This window comes from Ferrovibrio sp. (assembly GCF_002796975.1).
Taxonomy (GTDB): domain Bacteria; phylum Pseudomonadota; class Alphaproteobacteria; order Ferrovibrionales; family Ferrovibrionaceae; genus Ferrovibrio.
In genome coordinates this window covers 42,302-56,980 of the sequence record NZ_PEKV01000002.1, presented here as the reverse complement: position 1 = coordinate 56,980, position 14,679 = coordinate 42,302, and the positions used below count along the sequence as shown (strand labels likewise).

Genomic DNA, 14,679 nt, shown 5'->3' with positions numbered 1-14,679 from the left:
TCCTGATCTCTTATTCGGCGGCCGCGGCGAGATTCTGGCTCTGGATCACGTTCCAGACATTCTGCGGCGTCGCCGGCATGTTGATCTTCTCGGTGCCGAGCGCATCGGTGATGGCATTCATCAGCGCGGCCGGGGCGGCAATCGCGCCGGCTTCACCGCAACCCTTTACGCCCAGCGGATTGTGCGGGCAGGGCGTCTCGATCATGCCGACCTTGTAGGACGGCAGATCGTCGGCGCGCGGCATGCAGTAGTCATTGAACGACGCCGTGAGCAGCTGGCCGCTCTTGGGGTCGTAGACCACGCCTTCCAGCAGCGCCTGGCCGATACCCTGGGCGATACCGCCGTGCACCTGACCTTCGACAATCATCGGGTTGATCACTTTGCCGAAATCGTCCACCGCCACCCAGTTTGCGACGCGGGTGACGCCTGTGGCGCTGTCGATCTCCACTTCGGCCACATGCACGCCGGCCGGGAAGGTGAAGTTGGCCGGATCGTAGAAGGCGCTCGCCTCCAGGCCCGGTTCGAGATCGGCCGGGTAGTTGTGCGGCACATAGGCCGTGAAGGCGATCTGCGCCATCGGCACCTGCTTGTCGGTGCCTTTCACCGAGAAGACACCCTTGTCATAGGCAACATCGTCGACCGACGCTTCCATCAGATGCGCGGCGATCTTCTTGCCCTTGTCGATGATCTTATCGGCTGCGCGCATGATGGCGGAACCGCCGACGGCCAACGAGCGCGAGCCATAGGTGCCCATACCCATCGGCACCAAGGCCGTGTCACCATGCACCACCTCGACGCTTTCGAGCGGCACGCCGAGGCGGTCCGACACGATCTGCGCGAACGTGGTTTCATGGCCCTGGCCATGGCTGTGCGAACCTGTATGAACGAACACGCTGCCCGTCGCGTTGAAGCGGATTTGTGCCGACTCCCACAGGCCAACACCTGCGCCCAGTGAGCCGACCACCGCCGACGGTGCGATGCCACAGGCTTCGATATAGGCGCAGAGCCCGATGCCACGCAGTTTGCCCTTCTTGGCAGCCTCCGCCTTGCGCTGCTTGAAGCCGTTGTAATCGGCCATCTTCAACGCTTCATCCAGTGCCTTGGCATACTGGCCGCTGTCATATACGCAGGCGACCGGCGTCTGGTACGGGAAGGCGTTGTCCGGCACGAAGTTGCGCCGGCGCAGTTCCGCCGGATCCATCTTCAGTTCGCGCGCCGCCGCTTCGACGATGCGCTCCACCACATAGGTCGCTTCCGGACGGCCGGCGCCGCGATAGGCATCGACAGGCGTGGTGTTGGTGAACACCGCCTTCACCTCGGCATAGATCGCCGGCGTGGTGTACTGGCCTGCGAGCAGCAGCGCATAGAGATAGGTCGGCACGGCAGATGCGAAGGTAGACAGATACGCGCCCATATTTGCCTTGGTGTCGACACGGAAGCCGAGGAACTTGCCATCCTTGTCCATGGCCAGTTCGGCATGGGTGACATGGTCGCGGCCATGCGCGTCGGTCAGGAAAGCCTCGGTGCGGTCGGATGTCCACTTGACCGGCTTTTTCAGCTTGCGTGCAGCCCAAACGCAGACTGTCTCTTCGGCATAGTTGAAAATCTTGGAGCCGAAACCGCCGCCCACGTCGGGCGCGATCACGCGCACCTTGTGTTCGGGCAGGCCGAACACGAAGGCGCAGAGGATCAGCCGGATGACATGCGGATTCTGCGAAGTGGTGTAGACCGTGGTGTTGTCGGTGCCGGGTTCGTATTCGCCGATGGCGCTGCGCGGCTCCATCGGATTCGGCGACAACCGGTTGTTCACCAGATCGATTTTGGTGACATGTGCGGCCTTGGCGAAGGCGGCCTCGGTGGCAGCCTTGTCGCCGAAGTCCCAGTCGTAGCAGAGATTGCCAGGAGCATCGGCATGCACTTCTGGTGCGCCGGGTTTCAGCGCGTTGACCACATCGACCACCGGCGTCAGCACGTCGTAATCGACCTCAATGGCCTCGGCGGCATCGCGGGCTTCGCCCAGGCTGCGCCCGATCACCACTGCCACCTGGTCGCCGACATGGCGCACATGGTCGATGGCGATGATGTCGTGGCGTGGTGCCTTGTGCGGCTCGCCCTTCTTGTCCTTGACGGTCCAGCCGCAGATCAGGCCGCCGACTTTATCAGCGGCAACATCCTTGCCGGTATAGATCGCGACCACGCCCGGCATCTTGCGGGCAGCGTCGGTACTGATCGATTTGATTTTCGCGAAAGCGTGCGGTGAGCGGAGGAAGTAGGCGTACAGCTGGCCGGGGCGGTTGATATCGTCGGTGTAATGGCCCTGACCCGTAATGAAGCGGAAATCTTCCTTGCGACGGACTGGTTGGCCGATGCCCTGGTTTGTCATGACGCTTACCCCCGCATTGCCTGCGCCCCGGCCATCACGGCCTTGACGATGTTATGGTAGCCCGTGCAGCGGCAGAGGTTGCCCTCCAGCTCGTGACGAACGGTTTCCTCGTTCGGGTTTGGATGGCGCTGCGCGAGGTCGACGGCGCTCATGATCATGCCGGGCGTGCAGAAGCCGCATTGCAGGGCATGATGCTCACGGAAGGCTTCCTGCATCGGATGCAGCTTGCCGTCCTGGGCCAGGCCTTCGATCGTGGTGACTTTCGCACCCTGCGCCTGCGCGGCGAGGATGGTACAGGCTTTCACACTCTTGCCGTCGACATGGACGACGCAGGCGCCGCACTGGCTGGTATCGCAGCCGACATGCGTGCCGGTCAGCTGCAGATGTTCGCGCAGGAACTGCACCAGCAGGGTGCGGGGTTCGACGTCGCGCGTTTCCGGCTGGCCGTTGACGTTGATCGTCACGGAAATGGTCATGCTGATCCTCCCATGGGGCGCGGAGAAGTGTTGGGGCATTCGCGCGCCGCACCCGGTAACTTTGGGCGCAACGCGCAAGGGGCGTCAAGTTGCAAAACGGCGGAAGATCAACTGCGCAGGATCAGAACTGTCGCTGCGCATACGATCACGATCAGTCCGGTGATCCAGAGCCAGCTCGGTATCCCGCCGGTTACCGGCGTCTGTGGTTGCGCTGCAACAGATGTGTCTGCCTTCGACAGGGCATCGAGTGTCGCCGACGCAGCGATCGGTTCGGATGCGGCGAGATCTTTCGCCGCGTCGGCGGTTGCCGCGGCGTCAGCCGTACCGGCGCGGGGCCCACCGACGATCTGGTTGAACTTGACGAAGAAGTCCTCGGCCATTTTGGCGGCGACGCCGTCGATCAGCCGTGCGCCGATCTGGGCCAGCTTGCCGCCGACCTGGGCGTTGACCGCATAGGTGAGGCGGGTCGCACCTCCGTCGGCGTCAGCCATTTGCACCTTGGCGCTGCCCTTGCCGAAACCAGCCGCCACCCCGCCCTGGGCTTCGCCTGAGATGATGCAACTCCTGGGTGGATCGAGGTCGCTGAGGGTGACCTTGCCCTTGAAACGAGCTTTGACTGGTCCGACCTTGACCTGCACCGAGGCCTCGAAATCGGTATCCGAGGTCTTGGTGACGCTCTCGCAGCCGGTGATGCACTGGCGCAGGATCTCGGGGTCATTGATGGCATCCCAGACCGCCTGACGCGGGGCGGGAATGAGCTGTTCGCCGGTCAGTTCCATGACAAACCTCCAAAAATCATAAAGTAATCCCCAGAAGAGTCGCTTTGGGAAACGATTCACGGGCTGTTAAGATTACCTGCCTAGGTTCGGCAGAACTAGGTTCAGGTCCAGTGTAAGGATAGGGGTGTTATGGTCCCCGCGACGCGATCAGGCATAGATGTAAGTTTCTGGCTGCTCGAACAGGCAGCGACAGAGCGTATTGCCATGTCGCTGCCGAAACTGCGCTGGCTGCTCTATCTGGCCCAGGCGCATTATGCGATTGCGCGCGATGGCGCCAAGTTGATGCCTGCGACCTTCCTGGTCGGCGACGATGGCCCCATCGAGCCGACACTGGATCTGGTGTTCCAGGCCGGCATTGAAAACCCTTGGTCACCGTCATTGAGCGAAACCGCCGAGGCCTTCCTGGAAGGCTTTTGGAAACGCTTCGGCGCCCTGCCGGCGATTGCGCTGCACAAACTCGTGGTCGGGGACCCCGCATGGCGCAGGGCGCTGGAAAACGGTCCAGGTAGCGAGATCGCCGTCGACCACCATCGCGCTGCGGCCCCGAAGCCCGCCGCCATCGGCCTCGCTCCTGTTCACCCGGCTGCCAGCGGCGCCCGCCGTCGGCCTCCAGCTCCTCCCGCCGTGCTGCCACCTTTCGAGGAAGCCGTGCGACAGAAGATTGCTGAGCATGCCATTGATGCGGCGCATCCGCTGACACGCGCGGTACGCACGGCGCAGCCCGCACGTCCCAGCCAGCAACCCGGTCAACAGCAACAGCCGAAGACCGCATCGGTCCAGGAAGCCGCCGGCCACCTGCGGGCTGCTCCCCCTGACAGCCAGGAAGTCCGGTTCACTGCGGACGGTCGTTCCGTTACCCGGTGGCGTCCGAAGCGGCGCGTGGAAGGCCCTACCATTTAGTCGAAAGCCCCTCGTAACCCTCCGCAGCCCTTGTTAGAATCGTTTTGGCACCGCCCGTAAAAGGTGTTACGGTTAGACGTTTAGTGGGGCAATCGAAGGACTAAAAGAGTGGATCAAGGGGGCTTCGGCGACGCCGAGATCGTCAAGATTTCCGGCAAGGTCAAGTGGTTCAACGCAGTCAAAGGCTTTGGTTTCGTCAGTCCTGACGACAATTCCGGAGACATCTTTCTTCATCTCTCCTGCTTGCGACAGGCTGGTTACGAAAGCATCGAAGAAGGCTCGACCCTGATGCTGGAAGTGGCCAAGCGGCCCAAGGGCATGCAGGCCGTCCGCGTTCTGTCAGTCGATACCAGCACCGCGCAGCCTTCGAGTGGTGGCCCCGGTGGCGGAGGTTTCGGTGACCGTGGCCCACGTCCGCCGCGTCAACCGCGCTTCGGCGACCGCGGCGGTTTCGGTGATCGTGGCGGCTTCGGGGATCGCGGCGGTTATGGTGACCGCGGCAGTGATCGTGGCGGCTTCGGCGGCGGCGGTTTTGGCGGTGATCGCGGCGAAGCCCGCTTCCCCTCGGTGGTCGCCCAGGGCGATTTCTTCGAGGCCAAGGTCAAGTGGTTCAATGCCGTGAAAGGCTATGGCTTCGTGTCGCGTGGCGACGGCCAGCAGGACATCTTCGTCCATATGGAAGTGTTGCGTCGCGAAGGCATCAACGAACTGCAGCCGGGCCAGTCGGTTCGTGTGCGCATCGGTCAGGGCCCGAAGGGCCCCCAGGTGGCCGAAATCCGCAACGAATGATCGGTACCACACCAGATTTTTAGCTAAACGCCGACGGTTTGATCCGTCGGCGTTTTTATTTCCGGACCGGTTATTTCGGTGCGGGGTGCCGTGCCGCAGGCAGTTTCTCTTCGCGACGGCCCTGTTTTACTTCGTCCGCCGGGGGTGCTGTGGTTTTCTCCTCATCGGGGTAAGCATTGAGGATAAGCAGCATATCGACGTTTTCGCCGTCACGGGCCAGAGGGAAATAGACGCGCTCGGTGTCGATGAAATCGCGGCCAGGATGCGGCATGCCGAAGCGGTCATAGATTGCTTCGCGACTTTCCATCGCCATGATCATGTTGCCGCGGATACGCTCCAGATATTCGGGCAGTACGGCATCCTCAAGATATTTGCCGCTGATCTCGCGGCCCGCCGCAGTGCTTTGCAATGTGCCGATGAGGCGAAAGCGGAAACGGATTTTGCCGTCCGCGCGCTCGATATCCACAAGGTTGGTAAAAGAAAGCAAGGCGCGGATGGCCAGCGGATCGATATGCTGACGCCCGGGCAGTTTTCCGGGCGGGGCAACGCCAGCCAGATAGTCGCGCATATGCGCAAATTGCGCGCCCAGTTTGGCGTAATCTGGTCGTCGCATTTCTGCCTCCCCCATGACGCCACCAAGGTCAGCCTAGCATGCTTCGACAGCCTGCGCTGCCTCGTTGTTAACTCAATGTAACTCAACGGCATAGTCGGCCACCGGCAGAGCTTTGGGGATCAGACCCTGCTTAACAAGGTAGTCAGCGAAACGGCTGTAGCGCCGGCTATCGAGCGCTCGCGGCGATTGCGCAAAGCGCGGCACGGTAGCGCCCCAGGCACGGCGGTTCAGTTCGTCATCCAGGCTCTTGTTTTCCTTGATGAAAGCCTGCCAGCTTTTCTGCGGTTCGTTGTGCATGTAGGCCACAGCTTCTTCGAGGGCGTCGAGCAGGCGCTTGAGACGGTCGTCGTTCAGTTTATTCTTGTGCGCCACCAGCACCAGTTCATCGTACAGCGGGACGCCGTAATCCTCGGGATAGAAGGCGCGACCCGGCTTGCCGGCGATGTCCATCTGGTTCAGTTCGAAATTGCGGAAAGCACCGATGGTGGCATCGACCTGGCCCGAGAAGATCGAGGGTGAGAGCGAGAAATTGACGTTGATCAGCGTCACGTCAGCCAGCTTCAGCCCGTACTGCTCGAGCATGCTCTTGAGCAGGGCATCCTCGAAGCCACCGACGGAATAACCGATTTTCCTGCCCTTCAGATCGGCAACCGATTTGATGGGACCATCGCGCAGCACCACCAGCGAATTGAGCGGCGTGGCGACCAGCGTGCCGAAGCGGCGCAGCGGCAGACCCTGTGCCACCTGCACATGCAACTGCGGCTGATACGAGATCGCCACGTCCGCTTTGCCGGCGGCAACCAGCTTGGGCGGATCGTTCGGATCGGCGGGCGCAATCAGGTCGACCAGTAATTCGTGGCGGTCGAAGATGCCGGCATGCTTGGCGACGACCAGCGGCGCATGATCCGGATTGACGAACCAGTCGAGCAGCACGGTCAGCTTGTCGTGCGCCGAGGCAATCCCGGGCAGCAGGGCGACGACAAAAGCGGCAGCGGCGATGATGCGTTTCATGGCGGTCACTCCTTTACGGGACTCAACAAAGAGGGGTGGCTGTCCGCCTGCCAGCGCAGCCACCGGCGCGTCATGGCATCGACGCCGACATAGAGCGTGACGGCGCAGACGGCGAGCAGGATCAGGGCGGCAAACATCAGATCAGTCTGCACGCGTGCATTGGCCTGGAGCATGCGGAATCCGAGCCCGGCGCTGGCACCGACCCATTCGCCGATCACCGCGCCGATGGGGGCCACGGCCGCGGCGATCTTCAGGCCGCTGGCGAATGCCGGCAGCGCGGCCATCAGGCGGATATGCTGCAGGATACGCAGGCGATGCTGTGGCGCATCGGCGGTCATCACGCGTGCCAGATCAAGCCAGCCAGTCTCAGTGCGGCGCAGACCGTCATAAAGCGCGACGGCGACCGGGAAGAAGATCACCAGCACCGCCATCATCACCTTTGAGGCGATGCCGAAGCCGAGCCACAGCACCAGCAGCGGCGCCAGCGCGAAGACCGGCACCGCCTGGCTGGCAACCAGCAATGGCAGCAGCCAGCGGCGGGCGGTGGGCGAGAGCAGCAGGCAGATTGCAGCAGCCGCACCCAGGAGGCAGCCGAACAGCAGGCCGAGTAGCATTTCGATCACCGTCACGGTCGCTTCGCGCAGCAGCAGCCCGGCATTGTCGACGAAAGCGAGAGCTACGCGATACGGCGCAGGCAGGATGTAGGAGGGCAGGTCAAAGCCCCAGACAATACCCTGCCACAGCAGCAGCAGGCCGCAGGCGGTGAGGACGGGGCGCAGCAGGTTGGTCATGCATTCACCGCCTTCTGCAAAGCCGCCTGCACATTGCGCAGCACTGGTAGCACCGGCGGCGACAAAGGATCGCGTGGTGCGGCAGGCGGCAATACGGCTACCTGCTGCAGGACGGCAGGCGCACCGCTCAGGACGAAGATACGGTCGGCGAGGCGACAGGCTTCAGCCGGATCATGCGTCACCAGCAGCACCGCGCGATGGCTGAGCACCTCGCTGGCGAGCTCCTGCATTGCCGCGCGCGTGATCGCATCCAGCGCCGAGAAAGGCTCATCCATCAGCACCAGCGGACGGTCTTCCATCAGTGTGCGGGCGAGCGCTGCGCGTTGCCGCATGCCGCCCGAGAGAGACGCAGGCATAGCATTGGCGCGATCGGCAAGACCAAGCCGTGCCAGCAGGGCCTGCGTGCGGGCGATGTCTGGCACTTCGCCGCGCAGGCGCGCGCCGAGCAGGACGTTGTCGAACAGGGTAAGCCAGGGCAGCAGCAGATCCTGTTGCGCCATCCAGGCGACTTGTCCCGCGAGAGACGATGGTTGGCCAAGGAGCAACCCGGCGATCAGGCGCAACAGCGTGCTCTTGCCGCAGCCGCTGGCGCCGAGGATCGCCACGGTCTCGCCGGCCGTCAGATCGAGCGAAAAGGGTGCCAGTACGACACGGTCGCCATAGGCGAAACCGCTGCCTGCCAGCCGGAAGGCCGGCGCAGATGCGGATGGGGAAAAGGAGGTGGAGTCTGCTGACAAACCGCTGATCCCTACGCCGGTATCAACCGGATCAGGTTCGAGGGGTCGTCCGGCTCACCCGGACCTCTCAGCCGCCAATCGGCTCCCCCTCAGCTGGAAGCATTATAGGCGACTGGAACCGCTTGTTAAGCCCCGCAGGGCCGCTAGATTTCGCTTATGCACCGGCCTGCAGTGTTTATCGGCAACGAAATTTATCGGCATTCCAGCCTGGGCGGAAAACATCCGCTGTCGATCCCGCGCGTGTCCACGGTGATGGACATGGTGCAGGCGCTGGGCTGGTTGGAGCCCGGCCAGTATTGCGAAAGCCGGCCGGCGACACCGGCAACTCGCGCGTTTTCATCGCAAGGATTACATCGCTGCGGTGCAGGCGGCCGAGCGAACCCTGACGGTGACCCCTGAAGACTCTGAACGCTACAACCTCGGCCGCGGCGGCAACCCGGTTTACGGTACGATGTTCCGTCGTCCGGCGACCGGCGTCGGCGGCAGCCTGATCGCGGCACAACACCTGCTGCAGAACGGTGCCGGCATCGTCTACAGCCCTGGTGGCGGCACGCATCACGGCCGACCGGCGCAGGCCTCTGGCTTTTGCTATTTCAACGATCCTGTGCTGGCAATCCTCACCATGCTGGATGCCGGCCTGTCGCGCGTGGCCTATGTCGATCTCGATGTGCATCACGGCGATGGCGTGGCCGATGCCTTTGCCGCCGATCCACGCGTGCTGGTGGTCTCGGTACATGAAGCCGGGCGCTGGCCGCATTCCGGGCAACTCGATGAGGAGGGCGCCGGCAACCTGTTTAATCTCCCGGTCCCGCCCGGCATGACGGATGACGAAATGACCGCGCTGGTCGAAGAGGCAATCGGACCATTGGTTGAGAACTTCAAACCCGAAGCGCTGGTGATCCAGTGCGGCGCCGATGCGCTGGCTGACGATCCGCTGGGTAAGCAGGGGCTGTCGAACGGGGCCTTGTGGCATGCGGTCGCAGGCTTGAAACCGCTGTCGCCGCGGCTGTTGGTGCTTGGCGGGGGCGGCTATAATCCTTGGTCGGTGGCGCGCTGCTGGACCGGCATCTGGGCTGAACTGAACGGCTTGGAAAAGCCGGACCGGCTGCCACCGGTGGCGGAGAGCCTGCTGCGGGCCCTGAGCTGGAACCGCAGCGCGGGCCGCCAGCCGCCGGAGGACTGGTTCACCACCCTCGCCGATATGCCGCGCAATGGCACGGTGCGTGAGGAGGTGCGGGGGCTGGTGCGTCGGGTGAAAGAGAGGATGAGGGCGTGAAACTCAGTCGGGTATGGGCCGTTCTATGCGGCATGGTTCTACTAGCCGGTATTGTCGTTTCGCAGCCTGTCACGGCCCAGCCGCAGCCGACCCTGCCACAGAGCGATCTGGTGATCCAGACCGCCAAGGGGCCGCAGCGGTTCCGCGTCGAACTGGCGGATAATGACCAGTCGCGGGCGCGCGGTATGATGTTCCGCACCAGCATGGCGCCAGATACCGGCATGCTGTTCGATTTCAAGCAGGAGCAGATGGCATCCTTCTGGATGCGCAATACCTTGCTGCCGCTCGACATGCTGTTCATCAGGGCCGATGGCACCATCCTGAACATCCACCAGCGCGCCATCCCGCGTGACGAGACCGGCATCAATTCGGCCGGCCCGGTGCGGGCCGTGCTGGAGGTCAATGGCGGCACGGCTTCCCGATTGGGCATCAAGCCCGGCGACAAGGTCGAACACGCCATTTTCGGGAAGTCGTCCAGGAAGTAATTCTGGCGATAATGCTGATTTCCGGGCCCTCTGAGGGTCTGGCAAAGGCTGGCCGGGGCGGGGGGCTTCATGCTAAAAGGCGGCCACTTTCCGCTATTTAGGGCGGGGTGTAGCTCAGTCTGGTAGAGCGCTTGCTTTGGGAGCAAGAAGTCGCTGGTTCGAATCCAGTCACCCCGACCATAATGGCCCCAGAGAGACCGATCAGCAGACCCAGGATCAGGACGATGACCAAGGCCCGTATCTATCAGCCGACCAAGACCGCCATGCAGTCCGGCAGGGCACGGACCCAGCAATGGGTGCTGGAATACGACACCGCCGACAGCCGCTTCGTCGAGCCGCTGATGGGCTGGACCGGTGCCGCCGGCACTCTCGGCCAGCTGACGTTGAAGTTCGACAGCAAGGAAGAGGCGGTCGCCTATGCCGACAAGAAGGGCATCACCTACGAAATCGAGGAACCGCAGGCGCGCAAGCTGAATCGCCGTGCCTATGCCGATAACTTCTCTTACACCAGAATTCGCTAAACCGTTCCCGGCGAGGCGCCCGATGCGGCCGGCCTCGCCGGCCGTTTTTTTTGTTTGTGCAGGCTGTATTTCCAGGTCTGATTCCTTGGGTGCCCTTAGCTCAGTTGGATAGAGCAGCCGCCTTCTAAGCGGCAGGTCGCTGGTTCGAATCCAGCAGGGCACGCCACCTTCCAAAGATAATCCATGCCGAACGGTAAACTTGTACCTCGTTGATACAAGCTGATTAGCCTTGCGTCTTCGATAAACTTGCATACAAGATATGGAACAATGGAAGTGCCGCCATGAACGACGCTTCGAGGGAGGATCAGTGGCCAAGCCGCAATCATCGCGCAAAGCAGCCACCAAACAGGTGCGCGACACCAAGCAGGTACGCAGCCGCGCCGGCGTCAGGATGACGTCTTCCGCCGCTCGTGCGCGGTCGCCACTGCTCTCGCGCGTGACCTCCGCCGCTCTGGTTTACGAGCGTCTGCACGAAGACATTATCGCCCTTCGTATTCGACCCGGCGCCAGCCTGTCTGAGAATGAACTGGCCAGCAGCTTCGGTGTCAGTCGTACGCCGGTGCGCGAGGCGCTGTTGCGGCTGGCCGATGAAAGCCTGGTCGAGATCGTGCCGAAATCCGGCACCACGGTCAGTCGCATTCCCTACGCCCAGATCGGTGAGGCCATTGTCATTCGCAAGGCGCTGGAGGAAGTGACCGTGCGCGAGGCCAGCCGGCGCGCAACCAAAAGCCAGTTCACCGGCCTGTGGGCCCTGGTCGAACGTCAGCGCGAAGCGGCGAAGGCGGATGATCGCATCGGCTTCCATGCCGCCGACGAAGCTTTTCACGCCGCTATTGCCGAGGCTGCCGGTTATCCGGGCATCTGGCGTCTGGTCAACCAGGTGAAGGTACAGGTCGATCGCATGCGACATTTGACGCTGCCGGAGGGTGGCCGCATGATGCGCGTGACCAAGGAGCATGCTGCAGTGCTGGCTGCGATGGAAAAACGCGATGGCGACAAGGCTGTTGCTGCCATGCGCAATCACCTCGACGGACTGGAGCATAGCCTGCCGGAAATCCGCCGGCGCAACGCAGATTTATTTGTCGATGAAGCAGGAGTGTTCGTACTGTCCGGCACTGCCGGACGAAAACCAGAAGTGCGTAAGAACCCAAAAAACTAGGGAGAGAAAACATGAAAAAGTTGATGACGGGTCTGGCAGTGGTGGCGGCTTTTGCCGTTGCGGCTCCGGCAATGGCGCAGACCAAGCTGAAATGGGCGCATGTCTACGAGACGCCCGAACCCTATCACACCGAAGCTGTCTGGGCGGCCGGTGAGATCGCGAAGCGTACCAATAACAAGTATCAGATCGACGTCTTCCCGGCGTCGCAGCTCGGCAACGAGAATCAGATCAATGAAGGCCTGACGCTCGGCACCGTTGACATGATCTATACCGGCGTGGCTTTTGCCGGTTCGATCCACAAGCCGATTGCCATTACCAATGCGCCGTTCATCCTGCGTGATTACGACCATTGGAAGGCCTATCGCGACTCCAAGCTGTTCCGCGACATCGCCGCGGGCTACGAGCAGAAGACGAAGCACAAGGTGACGGCGCTGACCTATTACGGGCAGCGACATGTTACCGCCAACAAGGCGATCAACAAGCCTGAAGACATGAAGGGCATGAAGCTGCGTGTGCCGCCGGCACCGCTGTTCCTCATGTTCACCAAGTCGGTCGGCGCCAATGCCACGCCGATTGCCTTCGCTGAAGTGTATCTGGCACTGCAGCAGGGCACGGTGGATGGGCAGGAAAATCCGCTGCCGACCATCATGGCCAAGAAGTTCTATGAAGTGCAGAGCCACATCATGCTGACTGGCCATATCACCGAGTCTCTGCTCAGCATCGTCGGCAGCCATGTCTGGGCCAAGCTGAACGATTCCGAGAAGAAGATCTTCGAGGAAACGCTTCGTGCCGCAGCGGCACGAGCCAGCGACAAGATACGCACTTCGGAAATGAGCCTGGCCGACGAGTTCAAGAAACTCGGCAAGACCGTGGTGACGCCGGATCGCGAGGCCTTCCGCAAGGCTGCGATTCCGCTGCACAACGACGCTTCGGCCGGTGCCGGCTGGAGCAAGGCGGAGTACGATGCGCTGCAGGCGCTGAAGTAAGTCGGATTGCCGGCGGGCCATGCAGGTGGCCCGCCGGCACCTGACTAGCTGATGACGATTGGGGTGAAAGCCTGCCGCTTGGTGACGGCTTCCCAGTTCCAGTCGATGCCAAGTCCCGGCGTCATCGGCGCCACGGCCTTGCCGTCGGCGATTTCGAGCCGGTTATGCGTGATATCGTCGAGTTGCGGAATCCATTCGACCCAGGCAGCATTCGGTACTGCGGCACAGAGTGAAACGTGAAGTTCCATCAGGAAATGCGGACAGATCGGCGTATTGAAGGTCTCGGCCAGATGCGCGACCTTCAGCCAGGGCGTGATGCCGCCGATGCGCGCCACGTCGGCCTGCACGATACTGCAGGCGCGCTGCTGCAGATATTCCCGGAAAAGACTGGGATGGTAGATCGATTCTCCGACCGCAATGGGCAGCGTCGTGACGTTGCAAAGACGCACATGGCCGTCGATATCCTCGGCAGGCAACGGTTCCTCGAACCATGCAAGGTCGAGTGCCTCGAACTGGCGCGCACGACGGATCGCCTCGGCAGCCGTGAAAGCCTGGTTGGCATCCGTCATGATTTCGAAGGCGGGACCGACAGCCTCGCGCACGGCGCTCAGTCGCGCCATGTCCTCGGCCACATGCGGTCGCCCGACCTTGATCTTGGCGCCGCGGAAGCCGGCCTCGCGGGCTTTCAGCGTATCGTCGACCAGCGCGGCGGGCTCGATGTGCAGCCAGCCGCCCTCGGTGGTGTAGACCGGCACGGCGGCCTGCGCGCCGCCGGCTTCCTGCCAGAGCGGGCGTTTGGCGGCGAGGCAGTGGAGATCCCACAACGCCGTGTCGATGGCAGCGAGCGCCAGGCTGGTGATCGCGCCCACGGCCGTTGCATGCGTGGCGAAGAACAGATCCTTCCAGATCATCTCGATCAGCGCCGGATCGCGGCCGATCAGGCGCGGTGCCAGATGGTCGCGCAGCAACGCCACCACGGACGATCCACCCGTGCCTATGGTATAGGTATAGCCGGTACCGGTCAGGCCGTCGCTGGTGGTAATGCGCACCATCGGAGTTTCCTGGGTGACGAAGGACTGGATCGCGTCCGTTCGCTTCACCTTCGGCGGCAGATCAACCTGCGCCACTTCCACATGCGTTATCTTCGCCATTGAGGTTCCCTCCCGAGTCCGCACCTGGCCACAGAATGCCAAGGCTATCGATACAAGGAAATGAGGAAATGACAGAACAAACAACTGACGAAACACTGCACCTGATCGTCGCGGAAGATCCCGATGTGAAGATCGAGCATCATCCGGAGGACTGGATTTCCTTCGCCATTTTCTGGGTGTTGGCTGGCGTGGTGTTTCTGCAGTTCTTCACCCGCTACATCCTGAACGACTCATTGGCCTGGACCGAAGAGATTGCGCGCTACCTGCTGATCTGGGTTGCCTTCATCGGCGCTGCGATTTCCTTTCGACGCGGCACTCATATCAGCGTCGAGGCGCTGCATCACTTCATGCCGGAGAAAATCGTCCGGCCATTGCGTTTCGCCATCGATGTGATGACCGTGGGTTTCGTCGCGCTGCTGTTCTGGTTCTCGATCGCCATCACCGAGCGCATGCACATCCAGGTGATGACGGTAATCGATTGGCCGATGAGTATCGTCTACGCCGGCGTCGGATTGGGCTGCCTGCTCATGCTTTTTCGCGCCGTGCAGGCGTTTATCGCCAATGCCAGGCGTCGCTGGGCCGAAGATCCGGCCAAGCAGACCCTGATTATGGATTGAGGGCT

At 62.2% G+C, this 14,679-nt stretch carries 16 protein-coding genes, 2 tRNA genes and 1 riboswitch; of the genes, 10 read left to right on the top strand and 8 right to left on the bottom strand.

Going from position 1 to position 14,679, the window contains the following annotated elements; genetic code table 11:
- Nucleotides 1-10 precede the first annotated feature (10 nt).
- From CTR53_RS00930 to CTR53_RS00920, 3 genes are all read right to left on the bottom strand, one after another.
- Complete coding sequence (locus CTR53_RS00930; RefSeq protein ID WP_290808465.1) at nt 11-2,383, bottom strand: xanthine dehydrogenase family protein molybdopterin-binding subunit; 2,373 nt, start codon at nt 2,381-2,383, stop codon at nt 11-13.
- A 5-nt stretch (nt 2,384-2,388) separates the two neighbouring features.
- Entirely contained in the window at nt 2,389-2,859 is a 471-nt protein-coding gene (locus CTR53_RS00925; RefSeq protein WP_290808462.1) for a (2Fe-2S)-binding protein, read from the bottom strand.
- A gap of 107 nt (nt 2,860-2,966) precedes the next feature.
- Complete coding sequence (locus tag CTR53_RS00920) at nt 2,967-3,638, bottom strand: carbon monoxide dehydrogenase subunit G (RefSeq protein WP_290808459.1); 672 nt, start codon at nt 3,636-3,638, stop codon at nt 2,967-2,969.
- 204 nt (nt 3,639-3,842) lie between these two features.
- Between CTR53_RS00920 and CTR53_RS00915 the strand changes: the two genes are divergently transcribed.
- Nucleotides 3,843-4,538 (top strand): hypothetical protein, encoded by a 696-nt coding sequence (locus CTR53_RS00915; protein ID WP_290808456.1) that lies wholly within the window; start codon nt 3,843-3,845, stop codon nt 4,536-4,538.
- 108 nt (nt 4,539-4,646) lie between these two features.
- Nucleotides 4,647-5,327 (top strand): cold-shock protein, encoded by a 681-nt coding sequence (locus CTR53_RS00910; RefSeq protein WP_290808453.1) that lies wholly within the window; start codon nt 4,647-4,649, stop codon nt 5,325-5,327.
- A 70-nt stretch (nt 5,328-5,397) separates the two neighbouring features.
- On the opposite strand, the gene CTR53_RS00905 is transcribed toward CTR53_RS00910, so the two are convergent.
- From CTR53_RS00905 to CTR53_RS00890, 4 genes are all read right to left on the bottom strand, one after another.
- On the bottom strand, nt 5,398-5,940 hold the full coding sequence (locus CTR53_RS00905) for a PAS domain-containing protein (RefSeq protein ID WP_290808450.1): 543 nt from the start codon (nt 5,938-5,940) through the stop codon (nt 5,398-5,400).
- Between the two features lie 72 nt (nt 5,941-6,012).
- Nucleotides 6,013-6,951, bottom strand: coding sequence for an ABC transporter substrate-binding protein (locus tag CTR53_RS00900; RefSeq protein ID WP_290808448.1), 939 nt, complete (start codon nt 6,949-6,951; stop codon nt 6,013-6,015).
- 5 nt (nt 6,952-6,956) lie between these two features.
- The gene (locus CTR53_RS00895) at nt 6,957-7,742 is read right to left on the bottom strand and encodes an ABC transporter permease (protein ID WP_290808445.1); all 786 of its coding nucleotides are present in this window, start codon (nt 7,740-7,742) and stop codon (nt 6,957-6,959) included.
- A complete protein-coding gene (locus CTR53_RS00890) occupies nt 7,739-8,479 on the bottom strand; it encodes an ABC transporter ATP-binding protein (protein ID WP_290808443.1) in 741 nt (246 codons plus the stop codon). The genes CTR53_RS00895 and CTR53_RS00890 overlap by 4 nt, the downstream gene beginning before the upstream one ends.
- Nucleotides 8,471-8,578, bottom strand: a riboswitch (TPP riboswitch). Its footprint overlaps the gene before it by 9 nt.
- A 262-nt stretch (nt 8,579-8,840) precedes the next feature.
- On the opposite strand from CTR53_RS00890, the gene CTR53_RS00885 reads away from it, so the two are divergent.
- The 7 genes from CTR53_RS00885 to CTR53_RS00855 all read left to right on the top strand — a co-directional run bounded on the left by CTR53_RS00885 (nt 8,841) and on the right by CTR53_RS00855 (nt 12,906).
- The gene (locus CTR53_RS00885) at nt 8,841-9,755 is read left to right on the top strand and encodes an acetoin utilization protein AcuC (RefSeq protein WP_290808440.1); all 915 of its coding nucleotides are present in this window, start codon (nt 8,841-8,843) and stop codon (nt 9,753-9,755) included.
- Nucleotides 9,752-10,240 carry a DUF192 domain-containing protein gene (locus tag CTR53_RS00880; RefSeq protein WP_290808437.1) on the top strand — a complete coding sequence of 163 codons (489 nt, stop codon included), beginning with the start codon at nt 9,752-9,754 and terminating at the stop codon, nt 10,238-10,240. The genes CTR53_RS00885 and CTR53_RS00880 overlap by 4 nt, the downstream gene beginning before the upstream one ends.
- Nucleotides 10,241-10,343: 103 nt before the next feature.
- Nucleotides 10,344-10,420, top strand: a tRNA-Pro gene (locus CTR53_RS00875).
- Between the two features lie 44 nt (nt 10,421-10,464).
- Nucleotides 10,465-10,761, top strand: a complete 297-nt coding sequence (locus CTR53_RS00870) for an ETC complex I subunit (RefSeq protein ID WP_290808434.1) — start codon at nt 10,465-10,467, stop codon at nt 10,759-10,761.
- An 89-nt stretch (nt 10,762-10,850) separates the two neighbouring features.
- Nucleotides 10,851-10,927 (top strand) — tRNA-Arg (locus tag CTR53_RS00865).
- A gap of 141 nt (nt 10,928-11,068) precedes the next feature.
- Nucleotides 11,069-11,920 (top strand): GntR family transcriptional regulator, encoded by an 852-nt coding sequence (locus tag CTR53_RS00860; RefSeq protein ID WP_290808431.1) that lies wholly within the window; start codon nt 11,069-11,071, stop codon nt 11,918-11,920.
- 11 nt (nt 11,921-11,931) lie between these two features.
- Nucleotides 11,932-12,906, top strand: coding sequence for a sialic acid TRAP transporter substrate-binding protein SiaP (locus CTR53_RS00855; protein WP_290808428.1), 975 nt, complete (start codon nt 11,932-11,934; stop codon nt 12,904-12,906).
- A gap of 44 nt (nt 12,907-12,950) precedes the next feature.
- Here CTR53_RS00855 and CTR53_RS00850 read toward each other — a convergent pair whose 3' ends face one another.
- The gene (locus CTR53_RS00850) at nt 12,951-14,057 is read right to left on the bottom strand and encodes a mandelate racemase/muconate lactonizing enzyme family protein (protein WP_290808425.1); all 1,107 of its coding nucleotides are present in this window, start codon (nt 14,055-14,057) and stop codon (nt 12,951-12,953) included.
- A 68-nt stretch (nt 14,058-14,125) separates the two neighbouring features.
- On the opposite strand from CTR53_RS00850, the gene CTR53_RS00845 reads away from it, so the two are divergent.
- A complete protein-coding gene (locus CTR53_RS00845; protein WP_290808422.1) occupies nt 14,126-14,674 on the top strand; it encodes a TRAP transporter small permease in 549 nt (182 codons plus the stop codon).
- Nucleotides 14,675-14,679: the final 5 nt, after the last annotated feature.